Raw genomic sequence first — 23816 nt, 5'->3', positions numbered from 1 at the left:
CTCACAGCGGCGGCAAGGCCCAGTCGATGGGCGTCAACCCGCGCTGCTCGAGGAAGCTGTTGGCGCGGCTGAAATGCCCGCAGCCGAAGAAGCCGCGGTACGCCGACAGCGGCGAAGGGTGCACCGACTTGAGCACCAGGTGACGGGTGCCGTCGATCAGCTTCTGCTTGCTCTGCGCGTGCGAGCCCCAGAGCAGGAACACCACGCTTTCGCACTGCTCGCTGACCACCTCGATGATGCGGTCGGTAAAGTGCTCCCAGCCCTTCTTGGCGTGCGAGGCAGCGTTGGCGCGCTCGACGGTCATGGTGGTGTTGAGCAGCAGCACGCCCTGTTCGGCCCAGCTTTGCAGGTAGCCATGCGTGGGGATCGGCAGATTCAGGTCGCGTTGCAGTTCCTTGTAGATGTTCACCAGCGACGGCGGCGTCGGCACCCCGGGCTGCACCGAGAAGCACAGGCCATGGGCCTGGCCGGGGCCGTGATAAGGGTCCTGGCCGAGGATCACCACCTTGACCTGCTCCAGCGGCGTGCTGTTGAGGGCATTGAAGATCAGCGGACCGGGCGGATATATCTGCTTGCCGGCAGCGTATTCGCCGCGCAGAAATTCGCGCAACTGACGCATGTAGGGCTTGTCGAACTCGGCGCGCAGCGCAGCCTTCCAGCTGGGTTCGAGCTTGATGCGATCGTCGTCGGTCATGGTGCCATCCTGAATCGGTGAGGCGCGACACTAGGAAAGCGGTGCCGGCTTGTCAATCGCTCCGACCGATGACCAGCAGGATCGGCCAGGCCAGCCATACTTGAGCGACGATTCGCGCGAGGTGGTTCATGTCGATTCACTGCGAGCTACTCACCGGCGCCGACGGCGCCCGTCTCGGCATCGCCACACTGGATGCCGCCAAGACCCTCAACGCCCTCACCCTGCCCATGATCGAGGCGCTCGACACGCGCCTGCGCGAGTGGGCGAACGATCCGGGGGTGGTCTGCGTGCTGCTGCGCGGCAACGGTGCCAAGGCCTTCTGTGCCGGCGGCGACGTCCGCGCCCTGGCCCAGGCCTGCCGCGAATCGCCCGGCGGCGTGCCGCCGCTGGCCGCGACCTTCTTTGAACGCGAGTACCGTCTCGATCATCTGCTGCACACCTACCCCAAGCCGTTGCTGTGCTGGGGGCACGGCCATGTGCTGGGGGGCGGCATGGGCCTGTTGCAGGGCGCCAACCTGCGCATCGTCACGCCCAGTACGCGCCTGGCGATGCCGGAGGTGAGCATTGGCCTGTACCCGGATGTCGGGGCCAGTGGGTTCCTCAGTCGACTGCCGGGCAAGCTGGGACTGTTTCTGGGCCTGACCGGCTCGCCGATCAACGCCCGCGACGCCCTCGACCTGGGCCTGGCCGACCGCTTTCTCGGCGAAGGGCAGCAGGACGCGCTGATCGATGAGTTGCTGCAACTGAACTGGCAGGAACAGACCGAACTGCAGCTGTGCAGCCTGCTGCGGGCCGAGCAGCACCGGGCCCGCGCCGAGCTGCCCGAGCCGCAGTGGTTGCCGCGTCGGGCGCAGATCGACGCCTTGCTCGATGTCTGCGATCCGGTGGCGGCCTGGCGTGCAGTGTGCGGCTTGCAAGGCCACGCCGATCCGCTGCTGGCTGCCGCGGGCGAACGCGTGCAGCAGGGCTGCCCGTTGACCGGCCATCTGCTCTGGGAGCAACTGCGGCGCGCCCGCACCTTGTCGCTGGCCCAGGTGTTCCAGATGGAGTACGCCATGAGCCTGAACTGCTGCCGGCACCCGGAATTCAGCGAAGGCGTGCGCGCGCGCTTGATCGACAAGGACCAGCAGCCGCGCTGGCATTGGCCGGACGTCGGCCAGGTGCCGGGGGCGGTCGTCCAGGCGCACTTCAGCCCCGTGTGGGAGGGCGCACATCCGCTGGCCGACCTGGAGCAACCGTCCGGCCTGCGAGCCAGCCCCTGAAGCATGACGCCACTGCGAGGCACGGCCTGTAGCCGCTATACTGCGCGCCTGCCTGCCCCCAGACATGACTTTGCGGACCCGCTCATGCACGACCCTCAACGCTGCCCCGCCTGTGGCGCCGCCAACCAGTGCGCACTGGCCGACCCCCGCAGCGCCACCCAGGCCTGCTGGTGCTACAGCGTCAGCATCGATCCTGCGCTGCTCCAAGCCCTGCCCGCCGAGCTGCGCAACCGATCCTGCCTGTGCCCGCGCTGCGCCGCGGTGGATGAGCAACTCAAGGCCGCGGCCACGCGGCAACACGACTGAGCGCCCGCCATGCGCGTGGACCGGTTTCTGGCCAACTTTCCCCAGTACAACCGCCAACAGGTGCGTGTCCTGCTGGCGCAACGCAGCGTGCGCGTGGACGGCCTGACGGTCACCGATCCGCGCCATGAAGTGCGCGAATTCAGCCAGGTCGAAGTGGCCGAGCAGGTCTTGCAGGCGGGACGCGCAGCGCGTTACCTGATGCTCAACAAGCCCGCCGGGTGCGTCAGCGCCACACGCGATCCGCAACACCCCACCGTGCTGGAGTTACTGCCCCCGCCACTGCGTGACGACCTGCACATCGCCGGGCGCCTGGACTACAACACCACCGGCCTGATGCTGTTGACCAACGACGGGCAGTGGTCGCGACGCCTGACCCAACCGCAGACCAAGCTGCCCAAGGTCTACCACGTGCAGACCGAAGACGAGATCGGCGCGCACTACATCGAGACTTTCCGCGCCGGCCTGTACTTCGCGTTCGAAGACCTCACCACCCTGCCCGCCCAGCTCGAGATCCTCGGCCCGCGCAACGCACGACTGGCGATCGTCGAAGGGCGCTATCACCAGGTCAAGCGCATGTTCGGCCACTTCGACAACAAGGTGATCGCCCTGCACCGAGAGCGCATGGGCCCGATCACGCTGGACCCGGACCTGGCGCCTGGTGCTTTCAGACTGCTGACCGCCGATGAGATCGCGGCGGTGTGAGCCGACTGCATCGATCCCCTTCAAGCGGCATCACGCTCAGTCGCCTTTCTTGACCCTGAACCACGCGGCATACAACGCCGGCAGGAACAGCAACGTCAGCGCCGTGGCGACGATCAGCCCGCCCATGATCGCCACGGCCATCGGCCCGTAGAACACGCTGCGCGACAGCGGGATCATCGCCAGCACCGCTGCCAGCGCCGTCAGCACGATGGGCCGGAACCGACGTACGGTGGCCTCGATGATCGCCTGCCAGCGGTCCAGGCCGGCAGCGATGTCCTGCTCGATCTGGTCCACCAGGATCACCGAGTTGCGCATGATCATGCCGGCCAGCGCGATGGTGCCGAGCATCGCCACGAAACCGAACGGCTGGCGGAACACCAGCAGGAACAGGGTCACGCCGATCAGCCCCAAGGGCGCGGTGAGGAACACCATCAGCGTACGCGAGAAACTGCGCAGCTGGACCATCAGCAGGGTCAGCACCACCACGATGAACAACGGCATGCCGGCATTCACCGAACGCTGGCCGCGCTCGGCGTCCTCGACCGTACCGCCGACCTCCAGCAGGTAGCCGTCCGGCAGGTGCTCACGTACTGACTGCAAGGTCGGCAGAATCTGCCGGACCAGGCTGTCGGGCTGCTCCTTACCATAGATGTCACCGCGCACGGTGACCGTCGGCAGGCGATTGCGGTGCCAGATCACGCCCTCTTCGAAGCCATATTCCAAGGTGGCGATCTGTGACAGCGCCACGCTGCGGCCGTTGTCGGTGGGCACCGCGAGGCTGGACAGGCTACCCAGATCGCGACGCGTCTCGGCGGTGCCGCGCACCAGGATCTCGATCAGTTCGTTGTCTTCGCGGTACTGGCTCACCGTGCTGCCGCTCAAGGCACTCTGCAGGAAGCTGGACAACTGCGCGGTGCTCACGCCCAGGGCGCGGGCGCGGTCCTGGTCGATCGCCAGGAACACCGCTTTGCTCGGCTCCTCCCAGTCCAGGTGCACGTTGACCAGGTGCGGGTTGTCGCGCACCTTGGCCGCCACTTCGCGGGCCAGGGCGCGCACCTGGTCGATGTGCTCGCCGGTCACCCGGAACTGCACCGGGTAGCCCACCGGCGGGCCGTTCTCCAGCCGCGTGACGCGCCAGCGCAACTGCGGGAACTCGTCGTCGAGCGTGGCGATGGCCCAGCGGCGCAGCACCTCGCGGTCCTCGAGCGACTTGGCCAGCACCACGAACTGGGCAAAGCTGGTGGCCGGCAATTGCTGGTCCAGCGGCAGGTAGTAGCGCGGCGAGCCGGTACCGACGTAGGCCACGTAGTTGTCGATGCCCGGCTGCTGCTTGAGCAGTGCCTCCAGGCGCTCGACCTGTTCGGTGGTGTTGGCCAGCGAAGCGCCTTCGGCCAGCTTCAGGTCGATCATCAGTTCCGGGCGCGCGGAGGCCGGGAAGAACTGCTGCGGCACGAAGCGGAACAACAGCAGGCTGCCGACGAACGCCGCCAGGGTCAGCAGGATCACCGTCTTGCGCCGGCGTACGCACCACTGCACCACCGCCCGTACGCGCCGATAGAACGGTGTGGCGTAGGGGTCGGGACCGTGCTGAGCGCCCCGTGCGGCATGCCGCTTGGCCAGGTCCGGCAGCAGCCGGTCACCCAGGTAGGGCACGAACAGCACGGCGACGATCCATGAAGTCAGCAGTGCGATGGTCACGACCTGGAAGATCGAGCGGGTGTACTCGCCGGTGCTCGAGGCTGCGGTGGCGATGGGCAAGAACCCCGCTGCGGTGATCAGGGTGCCGGTGAGCATCGGGAAGGCTGTGCTGGACCACGCGTAGCTGGCCGCCTTAAGCCGGTCGAAGCCCTGCTCCATCTTGATCGCCATCATCTCCACCGCGATGATCGCGTCATCCACCAGCAGGCCCAAGGCCAGCACCAGCGCGCCCAGGGATATCTTGTGCAAGCCGATGCCGAGGTAGTGCATGGTGGCGAAGGTCATCGCCAGCACCAGCGGAATGGCCAGTGCCACCACCAGGCCGGTGCGCAGGCCCAGGGAGAAGAAGCTGACCAGCAGGACGATGACCAACGCCTCGACCAGCACTTGGACGAATTCGCCGACCCCGGCCTTGACCGCTGCGGGCTGGTCCGAGACCTTGCGCAACTCCATGCCCAGCGGCAGGTTCTGCGCCAGCCGGGTGAACTCGGCCTGCAACGCCTTGCCCAGCACCAAAATGTCGCCGCCGTCCTTCATCGATACCGCCAGGCCGATGGCATTCTCGCCCATGAAGCGCATGCGCGGTGCGGGCGGGTCGTTGAACCCCCGGTGCACGTCGGCCACGTCGCCGATGCGCAGCGTGCGCTCGCCCACCCGCAGGGGGAACTGGCGGATCTGCTCGACACTGTCGAAGCGCCCGCTGACCCGCAGTTGCAGACGCTCGCTGGGCGTTTCGAAGAAGCCTGCGGTGCTCACCGCGTTCTGCTCCTGAAGTGCCTGTTGCACGGCAGCCAGCGACAGGCCCAGAGTGGCCAGCTTGGTGTTGGACAGCTCGATCCAGATCTTTTCGTCCTGCAAGCCGAGCAATTCGACCTTGCCCACGTCCTTGACCCGCTGCAACTGGATCTGGATGCGATCGGCATAGTCCTTGAGCACGGCGTAGTCGAAGCCCTCGCCACTGAGCGCATAGATGTTGCCGAAGGTGGTACCGAACTCGTCGTTGAAGAACGGTCCCTGAACCTCGGGCGGCAAGGTGTGGCGGATGTCCGCGATCTTCTTGCGGACCTGATACCACAGCGCCGGGATGTCGGCCGAATGCAGCGAGTCACGGGCCATGAAGGTGACCTGGGATTCACCGGGGCGCGAGGACGAGATGATTTTGTCGTACTCGCCGGTCTCCATCAGCTTCTTCTCGATGCGCTCGGTGACCTGTCGGGCCACTTCTTCGGCGGTAGCGCCCGGCCAGAGGGTGCGAATGACCATGGCCTTGAAGGTGAAGGGCGGATCCTCGCTCTGTCCCAGCTTGGTGTAGGACACAGCACCGATGGCTGCGAGCAGAATCATCAGGAACAGGACGATCTGGCGATTGCGCAACGCCCAGGCGGAAAGATTGAACCCCATCGCGACTTACTCCTTGGCCGCCAGGTCTACCCCTCGGTTGCTGCGATCCACCGGCCTTACCTCCTGGCCCTCGCGCAACACATGACCGCCGGCGGCAACCACCCAGTCACCCGCGTCGAGCCCGGCCAGCACCGGCACGCTCTCGGCGCCATAAGGCCCGATGCGCACCGGCGCGCGTTGCACCCGATGGTCGCGACCGACCCGCCAGACATAGGCCTGCCCCTGTTCGGCAGTGACGGCCGAGAGCGGCACCGACAGCGGCGAGCGCTCGGCTCCGGCGATGTACACCTTGGCGCTCTGCCCCAACTGCGCGGGGATCGAGGTGGAGGCGAACGCCACCCGCGCGGCGAATGTACGCGAGCGTGGATCGGCCGCTGGCGACAGCTCGCGAATGCGGCCAACGAAGCGTTGGCCGGGCTGCGACCACAGCTCGACGCTGACCGGCTGGCCGACGGCGAAACGGGCGAACTGCTGCTCCGGCAAGCCGATGGCCACTTCCCGCTCGCCATCGGCAGCCAGGGTGAAGACCGTCTGCCCCGGCGCCACCACCTGGCCGACCTCGACCAGACGCTGGGCGATCACCCCGTCCTGCGGCGCACGCAGCACTGCGTAGGCGGCCTGGTTACCGGCCACCTCGACCTCGGCCTTGGCCTGCTTCAGGCGAGCGAGCCCGGCCCGGTAGAGGTTCTCGGCGTTGTCGTACTGGGAGCGGCTGACCATCTGCCGGTCGATCAGGCGCTGATAGCGATCGCGCTCGGCACGGACCAGCGCCAGGTTGGCCTCGGCCGCTGCCAACTGGGCACGGCTCGCATCCAGTTGCAGGCGCACGTCTTGCGGGTCCAGCTCAGCCAGTGGCTGGTCGGCCTTGACCCGTTGCCCCTCCTCCACCAGGCGCTTGCTCACCTTGCCGGCAATGCGAAACGCCAGCGCCGGTTCGAAGCGGGCGCGCACTTCTCCTGGGTAGCTGTCGGCAGCGGCAACGGCAGGCTGGGGCTGAATCACCAGCGCCGGACGCGGGGCGACGGGCGTCGCGACCTCCGCGCCACAGGCAGTGAGCAGCAGGACACAAGCGAGCGACAACAGAGGCGAGGCGTGACGCAACATGATGACGGACCTTCCTGGCAGGGGACGCTTCTAATAATTGAACTGGCGGGTATATTAAGTCAGGGAACCGAACCGGGGAAGCCGTTGCCCTAGAGAAAAATCGTATTGACCGCATGACCCGGTAAGATGAGCGCCACCTCGGACAAACAAGGACTGCAATGCCCATCGACGCACCCACAGGCCCTGGCCGGCCCAAGGATCTCGCCAAGCGCGACGCCATCCTCGAAGCCGCCAAGTCGCTGTTCCTCAGCCTTGGCTACGCCAACACCAGCATGGATGCGGTCGCTGCGGCGGCAGGTGTTTCAAAACTCACGGTCTACAGCCACTTCAACGACAAACAGACGCTGTTCGGCACGGCGGTCATGGCGACTTGCCAGACGCAACTGCCTGACCTGATCTTCGAGCTGCCTGAGGGCGCCTCCCTCGAAGACGTCTTGCTGAGCATAGCCCGTGGTTTCCAGGCGCTGATCAGTAATGACGAATCGGTCAAGCTGACACGGCTGATCATGGCCTTGGGTAACCAAGACCCTCGACTGGGGCAGTTTTTCTACGAGGCAGGGCCCAGGCGGGTACTGGCTGGCATGGAAGGGTTGCTGCGGGAGGTCGATGCACGGTCGATGCTGGCCATCGACCGCCCCGACAGGGCGGCGGAGCACTTCTTCTGCCTGGTCAAGGGGGCGCCGGACTACCGCTTGCTGCTCGGTTGCGCGCCGCCCTTGGCCGGCGAAGAGGCCGAGGTGCATCTGCGCGAGGTGGTGGCGCTGTTCATGCGTGCGTATCGGCGCGAGCCCTGAACGGTTCGCGCCCTGCTTCACGGTCGAATCAAGCCTGAGGCTTGAGCGCCTTCTTGGGGTAGATGTCATAGCGGCTGGACTTGCCTTCCAGGCTGTGACTCGGCTTGGGTCCGTCGATGATCGGCGCCTTGCGCGGACGCTTGACCACTACGCGATGGCTCGCCAGTGCAAGGGCCGCTTCGAGCAGCGCCGGAGCGTCCAGGTCGTCGCCGACCAAGGGACGGAACACGCGCATTTCCTTCTTCACCAAGGCGCTCTTGTCACGATGAGGGAACATCGGGTCGAGGTAGATCACCTGCGGCGCCTCGCCCTGCCATCCGCCCATGTGCGCGATGGCGTTACCCGTCAGCAGGTGCATGCGTTCGATGATCGACGCCACTTCAGCGTCCGAACGCCCTCGTGCCAGACCATCTTCGAGCAATGCTGCGATCAGCGGCTGGCGCTCGATCAGCGTCATCTGGCAGCCCAGGCTGGCCAGCACGAAGGCATCCTTGCCCAAACCGGCCGTGGCATCCAGCACCCGCGGCCGCACACCCTGAGCGATGCCCACCGCCTTGGCGATCATCTGCCCGCTGCCACCGCCGAACAGCCGGCGGTGGGCTGCCTGACCGTCGACGAAGTCCACGCGCACCGCGCCCGGTGCCTGCGGCCCTAATTGCTGCAACTGCAGCCCCTCGGCACCGACCTGCAGGGCGAACGCCGCCGCGTCATCCACCAACGGCAGGCCCAGGCGCTGCGACCACGCCTGCGCCTGACTGTGAAACGGCGCCGACATTGCCTCGACCCTGATACCTGCGCCCTGCGCTTGCTCTGCCATGCCACCTGCACTCGAAACAATTAATGAAAACCCGGCCACGGCCGATAGAAGCTCTATCCGCTATTCTGCCAGAGCACAACGCGCGCGACTCGCCATGTCAGAAACTCTTCCCATCGGTTTGACCTACTTGTCGCCTGTCGGCAACTACGGTCGGCAGAATTCCCAAGCCCTGGGCGGCGTCAGCCACCTGTGGCAGGACTTCTTCGCCCGCGCCGTGGCCGAGCGCTCCGAGGAAGAGCAGGACAGCTTCAGCCAGGCGCTGACCCGCCAGTACGACCACGATAGCGGCGAACCCCTGGGCGGTGCCAAGGCCTTGGCCTTGATCGAAATCCAGCGTGCGCTGCCCGTGCAAGAGCACGAAGTGCGTCCGCCCGAGCCGCTGTTCCTGCCCAAGGCGGAGCTGGAGGCCAACCTGCTGCCGCCTGCGCCGGAGCCGTTCAGCGCCAGCGAACTGATCGAGCAGCAGCGCCAGCTCGACCTCGACGGCAGTTGGCTGCGGCCACGGGTGATGAGCCAGGGCCATCCCCTTCCCGCCCCAGGCCCTGCGCCCTCACCGCGCCCGCTGCACCTGCCGATCGCCGAGCTGGAGCCGCAGTTGCTCGAGCCCGCAGCAGAACCCTTCGACGCGTCCACCCTGGCCCAGCAGCAGAACGCGCTGGAATTCGATACCCACTGGGCGCGACCGGTGGTGCTGAATAACGTGCGCGCCTACGCCTGAATCAGCGACAGACCTGCCAGCGTCCCATGTCCACATGGAAGTGATTGGCGTGGGCGGCGTTGTAGTCCGGCCCTAGTACGCCACTGAACCTGGCGCACGCCGCATCGCGCACCTCGCGCAGAAACTGCGCCTTGGCTCCGCCCGCTTGCCAGTCGCGCGCCAGCACGATGCGCTGGCCATCTCTCAAACGAAAGCCGCTGATGTCCAGGGCGTTTGCCGTGGCGTGCTGACTGAGCCTTCCTTGTGCCCGGTGGTACACATTGCGGCAAGCGAAACTACCCAGGTGGTCCACCTGCGTGACCGGCTGCCCGAACACCCGCTGCGCGGCCGGCTGCAGACCGTGGATCTCGAACAGCGCATAGGCCACTGCCAGCGGGCAACTGGCGATGAAACTGCTGCTCAAGCGTGCCTCACCGCTTTCCACACGCCAGACATTGCGCAAAGGACAATCGGCTGAGGCCGGGCTGTCGGCCTGCGCCCGATAACGCAGCGCAGAGGTTTCCAGCGCTTGACGGCAAAGCGCCGGGTCATCGCGCAGACGCGAGAGTTTCCAGGCGGTCAGCAGGTTCGGCGGCTGCCGCACATCCAGCGGCGCCCAGGGATTCCACGGCGCCGGTGGCCGCCAGCCTAGATACCAAGCCTGCGCGCCGACCAGCAACAGGGCGCCGAGCAGCAGCGCGATCAGACGCACGCGAGTCAGCGGCGCAGCAAGTCGTTGAGCGCGTCGAACGGCATCGCCTGGTCGGCGTAGCTGAACGTGCCCTGATCACGAATCTCCAGCGCCGCCCGCTGGAAGGCGCCCAGCGCCGCACGCGCCAGCGACGAACCGACGCTGATGCGACGCACGCCCAGGTCCTGCAACTGATTGACGCCCAGCGGTACTCCCGCCAGCCCCATGAGTACGTTCACCGGCGTCGGCGCCACTGCCTGCACCACCGCACGAATTTCCTCGACGCTGCGCAGTCCCGGTGCGTACACCACATCGGCCCCGGCCTCGGCGTACGCCTGCAGACGGCCAATGGTGTCATCGAGGTCCATGCGCCCGTGCAGCAGGTTCTCGGCGCGGGCACATAGCGTGAAAGCAAACGGCAAGCTGCGCGCGGCCTGGACCGCCGCGCGCACCCGTTCCAACGACAGAGCGAACTCGTAGATCGGCGCCTCGTCCCGGCCGCTGGCGTCTTCGATCGAAGCGCCCACCAGGCCCACTTCAGCGGCGCGCAGAATGGCGTTGGCGCAGTCCTGCGGCGCGTCGCCGAAGCCGTTCTCCAGGTCGGCGGAGACGGGCAACGCGGTGGCGTCGACAATACCCCTGGCGTTGTCGAGCACTTCGTCCAGGCCTAGGGCACCTTCGGCATCCGGCCGTCCCAGGCTGAAGGCCAGCCCCGCACTGGTGGTGGCCAGGGCCTCGAAGCCGAGCGCCGCCAGCATCCGTGCCGAGCCCGCATCCCAGGGATTGGCGATGACGAAAGCACCATCGCGCGCGTGCAGCGCCTTGAAGGCTTCGGCTCGCAGGATTTGCACATCCATGATCACGTCTCCGGGAGGGTCAAAGGGGGTGTCAGAGCAGTCCCAGTTGTTCGACCTCAGGCGCACGAGGCAATTCCGGTAATGCGGCCAGGCCCGGCAGGCGCGTCATCAAACGCTGGTGAAAACGCTGCGCCAGGGCGGCGGCCAGGCGGTTGTCGGCGGTGTGCAGGAACATGTACGGGCAGCGCCCTTGCTCGATCCATTCGGCGATCTTGTCCACCCAAGGCGTGAGGAATGGATCGTTGGCGTCCAGTTCGGGATGACCAATGAAGCGCACCTGCGGATGCTGACTGAACGCTGCGGGCCGAGGCGGCACCTTGGGTTTCTTCGACTGCGCGTGCAGCACCTCGGGCGAGCGCGACGTGCAACTGAACAATGCCCGCGAATCCAGGCAGATACGCTCCACCCCGCGCGCGTGCAACAGCCGGTTAAGCAGCCGTTCTTCGTCGCCTCGGGCGAAAAACGCATCGTTGCGCACCTCCACCGCCACGGGCACGCCGATGTCGTCGAGGAACTGGCTCAGTTCGGCCAGACGTCCCGGCCCGAAGGATGCCGGCAGTTGCAGCCAGTAAGGCGATACCCGTTCGCCCAGCGGCGCCAACAGGCGAGTGAAGTCGGCGGCCGAGTCCAGTTGCTGACGCAGATCGTCGCAGTGGCTGACCTCGCGGGGAAACTTGGCGGTGAAGCGGAAGCCTGCAGGCATCGACTGCGCCCAGCGCTCGACCGTGGCGGGTGCAGGGCGGGCATAGAAGGTGGTGTTACCCTCGACGGCGTTGAACACCTGGCAGTACAGCCCCAGGAACTGCGGTGATCGCGAATCGACGGGATAGAGGTACTCGCGCCAGGCGTTTTCGCTCCAGGACGGGCATCCGAGGTGGTAAGGCGGTGGCGATGGGCTCATCGCTCAAATGTACAGGTCAAGCCCCAGCACTTCCAACTCCCAGTCGCTGAAGCCAGCGGTGCTCAGGTAGCTGGCCAAGGCGGTCGCGGTGCGACGATCACGCGCCCGAGGGAAGATCATGTCCTGTTGACGGGCCGGCAGGCCGGCGCTGCGGCGCTGGGCGCGGGCGACCTGCACCGCTTCATCGTCGTCCTCGACGAGCTGCGCGTCTTCGATCGACTCGTCGCGCACCGGTCCCTTGCGCGGGGGGCGCTTGACCGGGTACGGCTGTGAGGAGAATCCGTCGATGCGCATGAGGGCATACTCAGAAACAGTAATGGCAATCTAGCAGCATCCGGCATCCATCACCAACGCGGCCGTGATAACTGGACCACAGTTTTTGCCAAATGTTTATCTCGAACCGCAATAGCCGACGAACTGCACTCAGCGCGCCTTTGGTGTGGCCACGTTGTCGCGCAGATACACCGGCTGCGCCTGGTCGGCGGCCACCGCTTCGCCGCGCGCCCAGGCATGCGCGGCGAGGCTGAGGATGTCCTGGGCATGGGGCAAGGCCTGGGCGTCGTGGCTGGCCACCTGAACCGCCAGTCGCTCGCCGTAGCCCCAGCCGGTGCCGGCGCCAAACCACTGACCGCCCTGAGGCAACACCACCTGTTCAGGGGCAATCACGCGCTCCGGTGCCAGCAGACGCATTTCGTCCCCCTGGGCCTGATAGCAGCCCCAGTACACCTCGTCCATACGCGCATCGATGGCCGCCGCCACCTGCTGCACGCCGTGCTGACGCAATGCGCCCTGGGCCAGCGCCGCCAGGTTGGACACCGGCAGCACCGGACGCTGCAGGGCGAATGCCAGGCCTTGGACCACGCCAATGGCGATGCGCACGCCGGTGAAGGCGCCCGGCCCGCGACCGAAGGCGATGGCGTCCACCGCGTTCAGGGCCACCCCGGCGTCAGCCAGTAATTGCTTGATCATCGGCAGCAGCTTCTGCGCATGCTGGCGCGGAATCACCTCGTAGTGGCTGGTCACCTGGCCGTCATGCAGCAGGGCGACGGAACAGGCTTCGGTGGCGGTATCCAGGGCCAGCAGGGTGGTCATCGAACGTGTATCCAAAGGCGAAAGGGAAAAGGCCGGCAGTATAAACGACTACGGCCCGCAAGCGGGCCGTGGTGCACTGCAAGGGACGATCAGCTCAGGGCTTGCAGTACCTTGGCGGTGATCGACTCGACCGAGCCGACACCTGCGATATGGGCGTACTTGGGCTTGCCGTCATTCGCGGCGGACAGCTTCTGATAGAAGTCCACCAGCGGTTTGGTCTGGGTGTGATAGACCGACAGGCGATGACGCACGGTCTCTTCCTTGTCGTCGTCGCGCTGGATCAGCTCCTCGCCAGTGACGTCGTCCTTGCCCTCGACCTTCGGCGGGTTGTACTGGATGTGGTAGGTGCGACCCGAGGCCAGGTGAACGCGGCGACCGGCCATGCGCCCGACGATCTCTTCGTCGTCCACGGCGATTTCCACCACGGCATCGATGTCCACGCCTGCCGCGACCATGGCTTCAGCCTGCGGGATGGTCCGTGGGAAGCCATCGAACAGGCAGCCATTTTTGCAATCTGGCTGAGCAATGCGCTCCTTGACCAGACCGATGATGAGTTCGTCGGAGACCAGTTGACCGGCATCCATGACTTTCTTCAACTCCAGGCCCAGCGGGGTACCGGCCTTGACCGCGGCACGCAGCATGTCGCCCGTGGAGATTTGCGGAATACCGAACTTTTCGGTGATGAACTTTGCCTGAGTACCTTTACCGGCCCCGGGAGCTCCCAGCAGAATTACGCGCATCTTGTGCTCCTCATATTTTTTTATAGCAAAACAGTGGATTCGGCGGTTCAGGGCCAAGTCCGGAAAATCGGATAGACCGGAAAATCGGTCAAAAGGCTGCTCAAGATACACAGCGCCCGTCAGCCAGACAAGCGTGCGAAAGTGGCACGGACCGGCGTGCCACGCCCCTTTTCAGTGCGGGTTGCGCCCCTCGCAACCGCACCCCGCACCGCCTTGCAGGACACCGTCGCTTGCGCGCATTCGACGGTGCCTCGGCACCTCAGCCGGTGTTGCGCAAACCCGCCGCAATGCCGGCCACGGTGACCAGCAGGGCCTGCTCCAATGGGCTATCCAGAGCGGCTTCGCGCACCCGCGAGCGGGCCAGCAGTTCCGCCTGCAGGCGATGCAGCGGGTCGAGGTAGGTATTGCGCAGGCTGATAAATTCCAGGGTCTCGGGACTGTGGGCCAGTAGCACCGGCTGACCGGTAAGGCTCAGCACCACCTGGCACGACTGCGACAATAGGTCGCGCAGATGCGACCCCAACGCCAGCAGTTGCGGTTGCACCAGACGTTCGTCGTAGGCTTTGGCGATTTCCGCGTCGGCCTTGGCCAAGACCATCTCCAGCATGTCGATACGCGTGCGGAAGAACGGCCACTGCGCACGCATCTGCGTCAGCAGGTCACCCTGCCCCCGGGCCAGTGCGTTGCTCAATGCGCTTTCCCAGCCCAGCCAGGCCGGCAGCATCAGCCGTGTCTGGGTCCAGCCGAAGATCCACGGGATCGCCCGCAGACTCTCGATGCCCCCGGCGCGGCGCTTGGCAGGCCGGCTACCCAACGGCAGACGTCCCAGTTCCTGCTCGGGCGTGGACTGCCGGAAATACTCGACGAAATCCGGGTTCTCGCGCACCACCGCGCGGTAGGCCTGCACGCCGTCGGCGGCCATCTGGTCCATCACCTCGCGCCAGGCGGGCTCCGGCGGCGGAGGCGGCAGCAAGGTCGCCTCCAGCACCGCCGCCAGATACAGGTTGAGGTTCTGTTCGGCGATGCCCGGCAGGCCGAACTTGAAGCGGATCATTTCGCCCTGCTCGGTGGTCCGGAAGCGTCCGGCCACCGAGCCCGGGGGCTGCGACAGGATCGCCGCGTGGGCAGGACCACCGCCACGCCCGACGGTGCCGCCGCGGCCATGGAACAGCAGCAATTCGACCTCATGTTCACGACAGATCCGTACCAGGTTTTCCTGTGCGCGGTACTGCGCCCAGGCCGCCGCCGTGGTGCCGGCGTCCTTGGCCGAGTCGGAATAGCCGATCATCACTTCCTGCGGACCGTGCAGCGTGTCGCGATAACCGGGCAAACCGAGCAGGCGCTCCATCACCGGGCCGGCGTTGTCCAGATCGGCCAGGGTCTCGAACAGCGGCACCACGCGCATGGGCCGGGTCAGTCCGGCTTCCTTCAACAGCAATTGCACTGCCAACACATCGGAGGCCGCACCGGCCATGGAAATCACGTAGGAGCCCAGCGAGGCAGCGGGCGCCGCCGCGATCTCGCGACAGGTCGCCAGCACCTCGGCGGTGTCCGCCTCAGGCTGGAAATAGCCAGGCAGCAGGGGTCGACGATTGGCCAGTTCGACTTGCAGGAAGGCGATGCGCTGCTCTTCGTCCCAGTCGGCGTAGCGTCCCAGCCCCAGGTAATCGGTGATTTCCGACAGTGCATCGCGGTGCCGGGCTGCGTCCTGGCGCACGTCAAGGCGCACCAGGAACAGGCCAAAGGTCACCGCCCGGCGCAGACAGTCGAGCAGCGGGCCGTCGGCGATCACGCCCATGCCGCAGTCATGCAGCGACTGATGGCATCGCTCGAGGGGCTCGATCAGTTCGCGGTTGTTGCCCAGCACCTGTGCCGAAGCAGGCTGTGGCCCGGCCAAGGAGGCATGGGCCCAGGCGCGGGTGGCGCGCAGGCGATCGCGCAGTTGCTTGAGCACCGCGCGATAGGGCTCGGCGCTGTCACCGACCACTTCACGCAGCGCGGCGCTGGCCTGCTGCATGGACAAATCCGCCGCCAGCGCATCGATGTCGCGCAGGAACAGGTCAGCCGCCATCCAGCGCGCCAACAGCAGCACCTCACGGGTTACAGGCGCGGTGACGTTGGGGTTGCCGTCACGGTCACCGCCCATCCATGAGGCGAAGCGGATCGGCGCGGCGCTCAGCGGCAGCCGCTGGCCGGTGGCGTCGAACAAGGCCTGGTCGACCTTGCGCAGGTGGTTGGGAATGGCCTGCCACAGCGAGTGCTCGATCACTGCAAAGCCCCACTTGGCTTCATCCACCGGGGTGGGCCGGGTGCGACGGATCTCCTCGGTATGCCAGGCCTCGGCGATGAGGCGGCTCAGCCGCTCGCGAATCTGCTGGCGCTCGGCGGGCGTGAGGTCGCGGTGGTCCTGGGCGGCGAGTTGGGCGGCAATCGCATCGTACTTCTGGATCAAGGTGCGCCGCGCCACTTCGGTGGGGTGCGCCGTCAGCACCAACTGGATGTCCAGTTCGGCCAACTGCCGGGCCAGGCTCTGATCGTCATGCCCGGCCTGGCGCAGCCGTGCCAGCAGTTCCGGCAAGGCACGGTCCTCGAACGGCGCCTGCTGCTCGGCACCGCGCCGATGGATCAACTGGTACTGCTCGGCGATGTTGGCCAGGTTGAGGAACTGGTTGAACGCGCGGGCCACCGGCAACAGGTCGTCATCGGCCAGATCGGCAAGGGTCGAACTCAACTGCTCGCCCGCACCGCGACGATCGGCCTTGGCACTGTGGCGAATGTCCTCGATCTTCTGCAAAAAACCTTCGCCATGCTGCTGGCGAATGGTTTCCCCGAGCAGCTCACCCAGCAGGTGGACATCTTCACGCAAGCGCACATCGATATCGGTCATTGGCTCTCCTTAGATCGCGCGGTCAACCCGCGCCAGCATCCCGGTCGATCCGCCAAGAGTGCCCACGACAGCCCGTCAAGACAAGCGACGCCACGCCAATGCAACTATTGCAACCTGCCGCGGTTCTCAACACAGACCGCGCCGTGGCAGGAGCGATGAGCCTCTAAGAGAGGCTGATATGGGCTGACCGATCAGTCAGAAAAAGTTGCGTTGCCTAGCTAAGTTTTTTCTGAACTATTCTTGAATCGCTCAAGTCGGAGCCAATAGCCATCACGCAAAAACCCTGCGCCCATGGTGTTTGGTGCACCGGCACAAGCCTATGTGATGTCAGGGAGCGATGGACTGTCACGGACATCGTTATCAGGAGTGTTCCAATGGAGTTGACCACCATGAAGACCCGCACCGCAAACTTCCCGTCCAACTCACTGCGCGGGCTGAAACTGGCCGCGCTGGCCCTGGGCAGCAGCCTGGTCCTGGCCGGCTGTGCTGGCAATCCGCCGACCGAACAGTACGCCGTGACCCAGTCCGCCGTGAACTCTGCGGTCAGCGCTGGCGGCACCGAGTACGCCGCAGTCGAGATGAAATCTGCGCAGGACAAGTTCAAGCAGGCTGAAATCGCCATGCATGACAAGAAGTACGACGAAGCCAAGCGCCTGGCCGAACAGGCCGAGTGGGACGCCCGCGTCGCCGAGCGCAAGGCCCAGGCAGCCAAGGCCCAGAAGGCCGTGCAGGATGCCCGCCAAGGCGTCAATGACGTGCGTGAGGAAGGCCTGCGCAGCGCCCAGTAAGGCCTGCCTGACCGCCCACCTGCCTTCGTTATCGATCAAAGGATGAACACTATGCGCAACTATGTAATGATCCCCGCCCTTCTGGCCCTGAGCGTTGGCCTGGCTGCGTGCTCGCACGACCCGAACGCCAACCTGGAATCGGCTCGCACCAACTTCTCGTCGCTGCAGAGCGATCCGCAGGCGAGCAAAGTCGCGGCGCTGGAAACCAAGGACGCCCAGGACTGGCTGAACAAGGCCGACAAGGCCTACATGGACCGCGAAGACGAGAAGAAGGTCGACCAACTGGCCTATCTGACCAACCAGCGTGTCGAAGTGGCCAAGCAGACCATCGCCCTGCGTACCGCCGAAGCTGACCTGAAGAACGCCGCCGCCCAGCGCGCCCAGGCCAAGCTGGACGCCCGCGACGCGCAGATCAAAGCTCTGCAGGACAAGCTCAACGCCAAGCAGACCGACCGCGGCACCCTGGTGACCTTCGGCGACGTGCTGTTCGACTTCAACAAGGCTGAGCTCAAGAGCAGCGCCCTGCCGAACATCACTACCCTGGCCACTTTCCTCCAGGAAAACCCGGAGCGTAAGGTGATCGTCGAAGGCTACACCGACAGCGTCGGTTCGCAGAGCTACAACCAGAGCCTGTCCGAGCGTCGCGCCAACAGCGTGCGCATGGCGCTGGTTCGTGCCGGCATCGACCCAGCGCGCATCGTCGCCCAGGGTTACGGCAAGGAGTATCCGGTTGCGGACAACTCCAGCAATTCTGGCCGTGCCCAGAACCGTCGCGTGGAAGTCACCATCTCCAACGACAACCAACCGGTAGCGCCGCGTTCGACCATCCGTTGATAGCGTCTGCTCGGTAATATGAAAAAACCCGCCTCGATGGCGGGTTTTTTCATGCCTGCAGGTTTTATTGCACCTGTTGCGGCGTGTCCTGACCCATGCAGCGGATCGCCCGCTTGCGGTTGTCCACCAGCACGCCCGTCAGGCCCTTCTGCTGGGTATCGAACAGCACCAGCACGCCGTCGACGCACTGCGCCAATTGCGGCGAGGGCTCCAGCGATACCTTGTAGTCTTCGCCCGGGATGGTCTTGAGCATGGTGTAGTCCTGCAGCAGCAGCGCGTCTTCAGGCTTGGCGAAGTGCAGGTAACCGTAGTACCACAAGGCCCCCACGGTGACGATGATGGTGCCTACACCGGTCAGGATCAGCGGGATGGCGTTGCGTTCTTCACTCATTGCGGGTGGTTCTCGTCAGGGTAGTTCGGCACTTCCGCCAATCGGCGCAGGCCGTTGAAATGGCTGGGATCGTCGAGAAAACGCAGCATCACCTGACGCCAGGTCGGGTCGGCGAAAGTCTGCACATGATCGCCCCGGGTCAGTTGCAGCACGCGCGGCGGCGGTGCGTGCTGGTACAGGCGGATGCCGTTGGCCATCGGCACCAGGTTGTCGTCGATGCTGTGGAAGAACAGCTTCGGTGGGCTGTCCAGTCGCTCGATGGAACGGATCGCGCTGTCGCCGTCGGGTACCAGCCAGGACAGCGGCACCTGCAGCGGCCAGGTCATCCACGAGGTGCTCAAGGCAAAGCGCCCGACATCGCGGTAGCTGGCCGGTACGCCGTCGAACACAAGGGCGCTGAAGCGCTGGCGTTGCTGGGGGTGTTCGGCCAGATAATGGATGGCCATGGCCCCTCCCAGGCTCTGGCCCAGCAACACCAGCGGCTTGCCTTGCACCTCGGGCGCCTGCCCCAGCCAATCCAGGGCGGCTTCGATGTCCTGGTACACCGCCGGCAGCGTTGGCTTGCCGGCGGAGAGGCCATAGCCCCGGTAGTCGAGCATCAGCACCTGGTAGCCCTGCTCGGGCAGCCAGTAGCTACCGCCCAGGTGCCAGGCCAGGTTGCCGCCGTTGCCATGCAGGTGCAGCACCGTGCCCTTGACCGCGACGCCGGCTTTGGCCGGTAACCACCAACCATGCAAGCGCGTGCCATCGCGCGCCGTCAGCGTCACGTCGCGGTACTGCAACTGCGCACGCTCTGGCGTGAACGGCTGACCGGGCTCGGGGTAGAACAGCAGACTGCTGCAACCGGCCAGGCACACCAGCCCGAGCCCCAGCAACAGCGTACGGCAGCGCTCAGAGAATGTTGGCGTAGTCGGCTTCAATGCGATCGAGGCTCAGGTGGTTGAGGAAGTTGGAGAAACACATCCAGGCCGACAGCGCGTTGAGGTCGCGGAACTGCTCGGGAAGGTACTTCGGTGGCGCCACCAGGCCCTCTTCGACCAATTGACGCAACGTGCGCATGTCTTCCAGCGTGGTCTTGCCGCAGAACAGCAGCGGGATCTGCTCCAGCTTGCCCTTCCTCACGGCCAACTGAATGTAGTTGTAGACCATGATGAAGCCCTTGAGATAGGACAAGTCTTTGGTGAATGGCAGGCCATTGGGCACTGAACCACGGAACACGCGACTGGCATTGCCGTAGCTGTCGGCCATTTCGAAGCCCTGGTCGCGGAAAAAGGCGTAGACCTGCATGAAGTCGGCGCCCTGCTCCACCATGTGGATGGCGCGGGTACGGTTGGTCAGTTTGCGCAAGCGGCTGGGGTAGGAGGCGAAGGCGATCACCTCCATGAGAATGGCCAGGCCCTCCTGGGTCACGGTGGACGATGGCGGGCCTTTGGAGAGGAAAGTGCAGATGGGCTGGTTGAGGCCGTTGAGGGTGGTGCCGACATGCACCAGCCCTTCATGCACCTCCAGCGCCCGCACGTCCCGGCTGTTGAACAGGGCGTCGCTGCGCACCTTGATGTAATCGGCACCGGCCGCGGCATCGGCGACGATACCGTCGGACTCGAACACGCGGATGGTTTCTTCCGCCTCGCCGAACACCTTGTTCAGGCGACGCTGGAGAATTTCCACCGCTTCCTTGGCCGTGAGGTTCTTCGGCTCGTCCTTGAGATCGCCCCGCCCGTCGATGTTGTTCAGGTAATCCGAAAGCATCAGCCCCAGGTCGGCCAGGGTCGGGTCACCCGCGTGGAAGGCATCGGACGCGGCGCCGTACAGCTCCTGGGAGATCAGGCCGAAGTCCTCGGTGCCGCGCGCTTCGAGCATGCGCACCACCATGCGGTACTCCTTGCACATGCGTCGCATGATCTGCCCGACCGGGTTGAACTGGCCGAGCTGGCGGGTGATGTCGCGCTCGATGCTCTGGAATTCGGCTTTCACCGCGCTGGAGTCGAACGACAGCGGCCGGCTTTGATAGTAGGCGCGATCCACCGCCGGCGGTTCCTTGCCCTTGGTCTTGTAGAAGCCCTGACGGATGCCGTCGTCCCACTTCACCGCATCCAGCACCCTTATCGGGGTCTGGGCGGCGACGATACGGTCGGACAGCGCGCGGATGGTCTGTTGGTAATCGTCCACCGGGAACTCCTTTCTGAAAAACGCTGGCCGTGCCGGGCTATAGCCTTGAGGCCAATAGCGAACGCTTCAGCCGCATAGCGTCCGGCAGGTTTATTTGCTGGCCCGCTGGAACCGCGCCGCTTCCACGAACAGGTCGGAGTTGGCCGGGTCGTCCAGGTACGCCAGAACGCGCTCGGCCGAACTGTCGATCGACACACCCGCGCCGTTGTCTTGCGGCACCTCGGTGCGGCGACCACTGAGCTCCTGCTTGTCCACGGCCTGCTGCATCTGTTCCACGTCCAGGTTGTAGACCACCAACTGTTTGCCATCGATCAGCTCGAAGCCGCCGATCACATAGTGGCCACCCAAGGACTTGGGCACCGCCGCCGACAGATACCAGCGGTTGCCATGGCGCGACACGGTGAAGTCGTAGGACTGTGGCGCCTTGCCCTGGGTGCGGGCCACCGCCTTGTAGGTGTCGCCAACCGTGCGGCTGATGGTCAACTGCAGCGGCTGGCTCCAGGCATCCTTGCTGCTCCAGTGACCCACCAGGCCCTTGGGCGCCGCCTGGTGCGCCGCCAGCGGTTCGTCGAACGTCACCAGACATCCGCCCAGCAGCAGGAACGACAGGGTCAGCAACAGCACACGCCAGGCTTTCATCGGGTTCTCCTTGAAGAAATCGGCTACGCCCTACACCGCAGCCAGCACCAAGTGCAGATAGCGGGTCAGGATAGCGAGCATCTGCTCGTCGGCCTGGGCATCGGGCGCATCGAGCAGGCCCTGATATTCCATCTGCTCGATGATGGCCGTCAACACCAGGGCGTCCTGTTGCGGCTGACGCGAGCCGACCACCTCGAGCATCTGCCGCGCACCATGCAGCAGGATCTGCTCATGGGCGCGCACCAGTTCGGCCAGACGCGGACACAGCAGCGCCTCCTGGCGAAACGCCTGTTCGGCCAGCAGGAAGTCGCGGCGGTTGAGCAATTGGCGGCTCACATAATCAGCGGTCATGCGCGCCACTTCGTCGGCCAGACGCGCCCGTGACAAGGCGCTGCAATCGCCCTGGGCGAGCAGATGACGCAACACCCCTTCGGTGTTGGCCCACAGCTTGGCCATGTAGGCGGCGCTGCGCTCGACGTACTGGGCGAAGCTGTCGGTGAGCAGGTCTTCGATGTCCTTGAAGTAATAGGTGGTGGCCGACAGGGGCACACCAGCCTCGGCGGCCACGGCGCGATGCCGCACGCCGCGCACGCCGTCACGCACGACGATGCGCATGGCGGCGTCGAGGATCTGCTGGCGGCGCTGCTCGCTGCCCTGGCGACTGGCCTTGCGGCCTTGATACTGGACGCTCTCGGCGACGGCATTGGCCACGCCGGCAGCCCCTTGCTGGGCAGTTGCGGGTGTCACGGGAAGTACCTCACGAAATGCAAGAAAAAGCCGCCTCGGGAGGCGGCTTGATCAGTGGGCTCAGGCTTGCGGGCGCATGTGCGGGAAGAGGATCACATCGCGAATCGACGGCGAGTTGGTCAGCAGCATCACCAGGCGGTCGATACCGATCCCCTCACCGGCGGTCGGCGGCATGCCGTACTCCAGGGCGCGCACGAAGTCGGCGTCGTAGTGCATGGCTTCGTCGTCACCTGCATCTTTCTCGGCCACCTGGGCCAGGAAGCGCTCGGCCTGGTCCTCGGCGTCGTTGAGCTCGGAATAGGCGTTGGCGATTTCACGGCCGCCGATGAACAGCTCGAAACGGTCGGTGACGGCCGGGTTGTCATCGTTGCGGCGAGCCAGCGGCGAGACCTCGAACGGGTACTCGGTGATGAAGTGCGGCTGTTCCAGCTTGTGCTCGACCAGCTCTTCGAAAATCATCACCTGCAGCTTGCCCAGGCCCTCGTGGCCGAGCACCTTGGCGCCAGCCTTCTTGGCGATGTCACGGGCCTTGTCGACATCCTGCAGGTCGGCCGCGGTCAGCTCCGGGTTGTACTTGAGGATCGAGTCGAACACGCTCAGGCGAGCGAATGGCTCACCGAAGTGGAAAACCTTGTCGCCATAGGGCACGTCGGTGCTGCCCAGGACCAACTGTGCCAGCTCGCGGAACAGCTCTTCGGTCAGGTCCATGTTGTCGCGGTAATCGGCATAGGCCTGGTAGAACTCGAGCATGGTGAACTCGGGGTTGTGCCGGGTCGAGACGCCTTCGTTGCGGAAGTTGCGGTTGATCTCGAAGACTTTCTCGAAGCCGCCGACCACCAGACGCTTGAGGTACAGCTCAGGCGCGATACGCAGGAACATGGCCATGTCCAGCGCATTGTGGTGGGTTTCGAAGGGCTTGGCGGCGGCGCCACCGGGAATGGTCTGCAGCATCGGCGTTTCGACTTCGAGGAAGTCGCGCTCGGCGAGGAACTTGCGGATGTGCGAGATCACCTGGGAGCGCACACGGAAGGTGTGGCGAGTGTCCTCGTTGACCATCAGGTCGACGTAGCGCTGGCGATAGCGCTGTTCGGTGTCGGTCAGGCCATGGTGCTTGTCCGGCAGCGGACGCAGCGACTTGGTCAGCAGGCGCACGTCGGTCATCTCGACGTACAGGTCGCCCTTGCCGGAACGCGCCAGGGTCCCTTCAGCGCTGATGATGTCGCCCAGGTCCCAGGTCTTGACCGCTGCCAGGGTCTGCTCGGGCAGGGTCTTGCGGTTGACGTAGACCTGGATGCGCCCGGTCATGTCCTGGATGACCATGAACGCGCCACGGTTGAGCATGATGCGGCCGGCGACCTTGACCGGAATCGCGGCTGCTTCCAGTTCTTCCTTGGTCTTGTCCACGTACTGCTTCTGCAGGTCGTTGCAGTAGCTGTCGCGACGGAAGTCATTGGGGAAGGCATTGCCCTTGGCCCGCTCGGCGGCAAGTTTGTCCTTGCGCAGGGCGATCAGGGTGTTTTCTTCCTGTTGCAGGTCTTGCGATTCGGTCTTCAGGTCGCTCATGTCGTCATTGGTTCCATCAGGTGTTCGTTGCCCCTGTCGGGC

24 protein-coding genes are annotated in these 23816 nt (G+C 65.3%); 7 read left to right on the top strand and 17 right to left on the bottom strand.

Annotated features, from left to right (window positions below; all coding sequences use genetic code 11):
- Position 1: 1 nt before the first annotated feature.
- A complete protein-coding gene (gene ung / locus Q6A47_RS08405) occupies positions 2 to 694 on the bottom strand; it encodes a uracil-DNA glycosylase (RefSeq protein ID WP_304483945.1) in 693 nt (230 codons plus the stop codon).
- A gap of 128 nt (positions 695 to 822) precedes the next feature.
- Between ung and dspII the strand changes: the two genes are divergently transcribed.
- The 3 genes from dspII (at position 823) to Q6A47_RS08390 (ending at position 2964) form a co-directional block, all read left to right on the top strand.
- On the top strand, positions 823 to 1956 hold the full coding sequence (dspII, locus tag Q6A47_RS08400) for an enoyl-CoA hydratase/isomerase DspII (RefSeq protein WP_039575837.1): 1134 nt from the start codon (positions 823 to 825) through the stop codon (positions 1954 to 1956).
- An 84-nt stretch (positions 1957 to 2040) separates the two neighbouring features.
- Complete coding sequence (locus tag Q6A47_RS08395) at positions 2041 to 2262, top strand: cysteine-rich CWC family protein (protein WP_039575835.1); 222 nt, start codon at positions 2041 to 2043, stop codon at positions 2260 to 2262.
- 9 nt (positions 2263 to 2271) lie between these two features.
- Complete coding sequence (locus tag Q6A47_RS08390; RefSeq protein ID WP_116887674.1) at positions 2272 to 2964, top strand: pseudouridine synthase; 693 nt, start codon at positions 2272 to 2274, stop codon at positions 2962 to 2964.
- A 36-nt stretch (positions 2965 to 3000) separates the two neighbouring features.
- On the opposite strand, the gene Q6A47_RS08385 is transcribed toward Q6A47_RS08390, so the two are convergent.
- Both Q6A47_RS08385 and Q6A47_RS08380 read right to left on the bottom strand, forming a co-directional pair.
- Positions 3001 to 6063: an efflux RND transporter permease subunit gene (locus Q6A47_RS08385; protein ID WP_304483942.1), complete on the bottom strand. Its 3063-nt coding sequence runs from the start codon at positions 6061 to 6063 to the stop codon at positions 3001 to 3003.
- A gap of 6 nt (positions 6064 to 6069) precedes the next feature.
- A complete protein-coding gene (locus tag Q6A47_RS08380) occupies positions 6070 to 7167 on the bottom strand; it encodes an efflux RND transporter periplasmic adaptor subunit (protein ID WP_304483941.1) in 1098 nt (365 codons plus the stop codon).
- Positions 7168 to 7325: 158 nt separating this feature from the next.
- On the opposite strand from Q6A47_RS08380, the gene Q6A47_RS08375 reads away from it, so the two are divergent.
- Entirely contained in the window at positions 7326 to 7961 is a 636-nt protein-coding gene (locus tag Q6A47_RS08375) for a TetR/AcrR family transcriptional regulator (protein WP_029613486.1), read from the top strand.
- A gap of 28 nt (positions 7962 to 7989) precedes the next feature.
- Here Q6A47_RS08375 and Q6A47_RS08370 read toward each other — a convergent pair whose 3' ends face one another.
- Positions 7990 to 8778 (bottom strand): class I SAM-dependent methyltransferase, encoded by a 789-nt coding sequence (locus Q6A47_RS08370; RefSeq protein ID WP_304483939.1) that lies wholly within the window; start codon positions 8776 to 8778, stop codon positions 7990 to 7992.
- A 94-nt stretch (positions 8779 to 8872) separates the two neighbouring features.
- Between Q6A47_RS08370 and Q6A47_RS08365 the strand changes: the two genes are divergently transcribed.
- On the top strand, positions 8873 to 9496 hold the full coding sequence (locus Q6A47_RS08365) for an energy transducer TonB (RefSeq protein WP_304483938.1): 624 nt from the start codon (positions 8873 to 8875) through the stop codon (positions 9494 to 9496).
- Position 9497: 1 nt separating this feature from the next.
- Here the strand turns inward: Q6A47_RS08365 and Q6A47_RS08360 are convergent, their stop codons facing one another.
- From Q6A47_RS08360 to ppc, 7 genes are all read right to left on the bottom strand, one after another.
- Positions 9498 to 10187 carry an extensin-like domain-containing protein gene (locus Q6A47_RS08360; RefSeq protein WP_304483937.1) on the bottom strand — a complete coding sequence of 230 codons (690 nt, stop codon included), beginning with the start codon at positions 10185 to 10187 and terminating at the stop codon, positions 9498 to 9500.
- 5 nt (positions 10188 to 10192) lie between these two features.
- The gene (locus Q6A47_RS08355) at positions 10193 to 11023 is read right to left on the bottom strand and encodes an isocitrate lyase/PEP mutase family protein (protein ID WP_304483935.1); all 831 of its coding nucleotides are present in this window, start codon (positions 11021 to 11023) and stop codon (positions 10193 to 10195) included.
- Between the two features lie 31 nt (positions 11024 to 11054).
- On the bottom strand, positions 11055 to 11924 hold the full coding sequence (locus Q6A47_RS08350) for a DUF72 domain-containing protein (protein ID WP_304483934.1): 870 nt from the start codon (positions 11922 to 11924) through the stop codon (positions 11055 to 11057).
- A 3-nt stretch (positions 11925 to 11927) separates the two neighbouring features.
- The gene (locus tag Q6A47_RS08345) at positions 11928 to 12218 is read right to left on the bottom strand and encodes a hypothetical protein (protein ID WP_304483932.1); all 291 of its coding nucleotides are present in this window, start codon (positions 12216 to 12218) and stop codon (positions 11928 to 11930) included.
- A gap of 129 nt (positions 12219 to 12347) precedes the next feature.
- Positions 12348 to 13016 carry a tRNA (adenosine(37)-N6)-threonylcarbamoyltransferase complex dimerization subunit type 1 TsaB gene (gene tsaB, locus Q6A47_RS08340; protein WP_295481292.1) on the bottom strand — a complete coding sequence of 223 codons (669 nt, stop codon included), beginning with the start codon at positions 13014 to 13016 and terminating at the stop codon, positions 12348 to 12350.
- 89 nt (positions 13017 to 13105) lie between these two features.
- Complete coding sequence (adk, locus tag Q6A47_RS08335; RefSeq protein ID WP_039575810.1) at positions 13106 to 13756, bottom strand: adenylate kinase; 651 nt, start codon at positions 13754 to 13756, stop codon at positions 13106 to 13108.
- A 259-nt stretch (positions 13757 to 14015) separates the two neighbouring features.
- Positions 14016 to 16643: a phosphoenolpyruvate carboxylase gene (gene ppc, locus Q6A47_RS08330; protein WP_304483929.1), complete on the bottom strand. Its 2628-nt coding sequence runs from the start codon at positions 16641 to 16643 to the stop codon at positions 14016 to 14018.
- 374 nt (positions 16644 to 17017) lie between these two features.
- Here ppc and Q6A47_RS08325 point away from each other — a divergent pair, with 374 nt between their 5' ends.
- A complete protein-coding gene (locus Q6A47_RS08325; RefSeq protein ID WP_039575807.1) occupies positions 17018 to 17431 on the top strand; it encodes a DUF4398 domain-containing protein in 414 nt (137 codons plus the stop codon).
- Positions 17432 to 17482: 51 nt separating this feature from the next.
- Entirely contained in the window at positions 17483 to 18265 is a 783-nt protein-coding gene (gene lptF / locus Q6A47_RS08320; protein ID WP_029613481.1) for a lipotoxin F family OmpA-related lipoprotein LptF, read from the top strand.
- A 64-nt stretch (positions 18266 to 18329) separates the two neighbouring features.
- Here the strand turns inward: lptF and Q6A47_RS08315 are convergent, their stop codons facing one another.
- The 6 genes from Q6A47_RS08315 to lysS all read right to left on the bottom strand — a co-directional run bounded on the left by Q6A47_RS08315 (position 18330) and on the right by lysS (position 23774).
- Complete coding sequence (locus Q6A47_RS08315; RefSeq protein WP_029613480.1) at positions 18330 to 18656, bottom strand: PA3694 family proteiin; 327 nt, start codon at positions 18654 to 18656, stop codon at positions 18330 to 18332.
- The gene (locus tag Q6A47_RS08310; protein WP_029613479.1) at positions 18653 to 19576 is read right to left on the bottom strand and encodes an alpha/beta hydrolase; all 924 of its coding nucleotides are present in this window, start codon (positions 19574 to 19576) and stop codon (positions 18653 to 18655) included. Before Q6A47_RS08310 ends, Q6A47_RS08315 begins: the two co-directional genes overlap by 4 nt.
- A complete protein-coding gene (locus Q6A47_RS08305; RefSeq protein ID WP_039575801.1) occupies positions 19548 to 20825 on the bottom strand; it encodes a flavohemoglobin expression-modulating QEGLA motif protein in 1278 nt (425 codons plus the stop codon). The genes Q6A47_RS08310 and Q6A47_RS08305 overlap by 29 nt, the downstream gene beginning before the upstream one ends.
- 90 nt (positions 20826 to 20915) lie before the next feature.
- The gene (locus Q6A47_RS08300) at positions 20916 to 21464 is read right to left on the bottom strand and encodes a hypothetical protein (RefSeq protein WP_304483927.1); all 549 of its coding nucleotides are present in this window, start codon (positions 21462 to 21464) and stop codon (positions 20916 to 20918) included.
- 30 nt (positions 21465 to 21494) lie between these two features.
- On the bottom strand, positions 21495 to 22211 hold the full coding sequence (locus Q6A47_RS08295; protein ID WP_039575798.1) for a TetR/AcrR family transcriptional regulator: 717 nt from the start codon (positions 22209 to 22211) through the stop codon (positions 21495 to 21497).
- A 60-nt stretch (positions 22212 to 22271) separates the two neighbouring features.
- Positions 22272 to 23774 carry a lysine--tRNA ligase gene (gene lysS / locus Q6A47_RS08290; protein ID WP_039575795.1) on the bottom strand — a complete coding sequence of 501 codons (1503 nt, stop codon included), beginning with the start codon at positions 23772 to 23774 and terminating at the stop codon, positions 22272 to 22274.
- Between the last annotated feature and the right edge of the window lie 42 nt (positions 23775 to 23816).

Source organism: Pseudomonas boreofloridensis (genome assembly GCF_030580795.1).
Taxonomy (GTDB): Bacteria; Pseudomonadota; Gammaproteobacteria; order Pseudomonadales; family Pseudomonadaceae; genus Aquipseudomonas; species Aquipseudomonas boreofloridensis.
This window is presented reverse-complemented; position numbering and strand designations above follow the sequence as displayed.

Bases quoted from the DNA above. Each gene is read 5' to 3' on its own strand.
- ung (WP_304483945.1), bottom strand. From the start codon at position 694: ATGACCGACGACGATCGCATCAAGCTCGAACCCAGCTGGAAGGCTGCG.
- dspII (WP_039575837.1), top strand. From the start codon at position 823: ATGTCGATTCACTGCGAGCTACTCACCGGCGCCGACGGCGCCCGTCTC.
- Q6A47_RS08395 (WP_039575835.1), top strand. From the start codon at position 2,041: ATGCACGACCCTCAACGCTGCCCCGCCTGTGGCGCCGCCAACCAGTGC.
- Q6A47_RS08390 (WP_116887674.1), top strand. From the start codon at position 2,272: ATGCGCGTGGACCGGTTTCTGGCCAACTTTCCCCAGTACAACCGCCAA.
- Q6A47_RS08385 (WP_304483942.1), bottom strand. From the start codon at position 6,063: ATGGGGTTCAATCTTTCCGCCTGGGCGTTGCGCAATCGCCAGATCGTC.
- Q6A47_RS08380 (WP_304483941.1), bottom strand. From the start codon at position 7,167: ATGTTGCGTCACGCCTCGCCTCTGTTGTCGCTCGCTTGTGTCCTGCTG.
- Q6A47_RS08375 (WP_029613486.1), top strand. From the start codon at position 7,326: ATGCCCATCGACGCACCCACAGGCCCTGGCCGGCCCAAGGATCTCGCC.
- Q6A47_RS08370 (WP_304483939.1), bottom strand. From the start codon at position 8,778: ATGGCAGAGCAAGCGCAGGGCGCAGGTATCAGGGTCGAGGCAATGTCG.
- Q6A47_RS08365 (WP_304483938.1), top strand. From the start codon at position 8,873: ATGTCAGAAACTCTTCCCATCGGTTTGACCTACTTGTCGCCTGTCGGC.
- Q6A47_RS08355 (WP_304483935.1), bottom strand. From the start codon at position 11,023: ATGGATGTGCAAATCCTGCGAGCCGAAGCCTTCAAGGCGCTGCACGCG.
- Q6A47_RS08350 (WP_304483934.1), bottom strand. From the start codon at position 11,924: ATGAGCCCATCGCCACCGCCTTACCACCTCGGATGCCCGTCCTGGAGC.
- Q6A47_RS08345 (WP_304483932.1), bottom strand. From the start codon at position 12,218: ATGCGCATCGACGGATTCTCCTCACAGCCGTACCCGGTCAAGCGCCCC.
- tsaB (WP_295481292.1), bottom strand. From the start codon at position 13,016: ATGACCACCCTGCTGGCCCTGGATACCGCCACCGAAGCCTGTTCCGTC.
- adk (WP_039575810.1), bottom strand. From the start codon at position 13,756: ATGCGCGTAATTCTGCTGGGAGCTCCCGGGGCCGGTAAAGGTACTCAG.
- ppc (WP_304483929.1), bottom strand. From the start codon at position 16,643: ATGACCGATATCGATGTGCGCTTGCGTGAAGATGTCCACCTGCTGGGT.
- Q6A47_RS08325 (WP_039575807.1), top strand. From the start codon at position 17,018: ATGGAGTTGACCACCATGAAGACCCGCACCGCAAACTTCCCGTCCAAC.
- lptF (WP_029613481.1), top strand. From the start codon at position 17,483: ATGCGCAACTATGTAATGATCCCCGCCCTTCTGGCCCTGAGCGTTGGC.
- Q6A47_RS08315 (WP_029613480.1), bottom strand. From the start codon at position 18,656: ATGAGTGAAGAACGCAACGCCATCCCGCTGATCCTGACCGGTGTAGGC.
- Q6A47_RS08300 (WP_304483927.1), bottom strand. From the start codon at position 21,464: ATGAAAGCCTGGCGTGTGCTGTTGCTGACCCTGTCGTTCCTGCTGCTG.
- lysS (WP_039575795.1), bottom strand. From the start codon at position 23,774: ATGAGCGACCTGAAGACCGAATCGCAAGACCTGCAACAGGAAGAAAAC.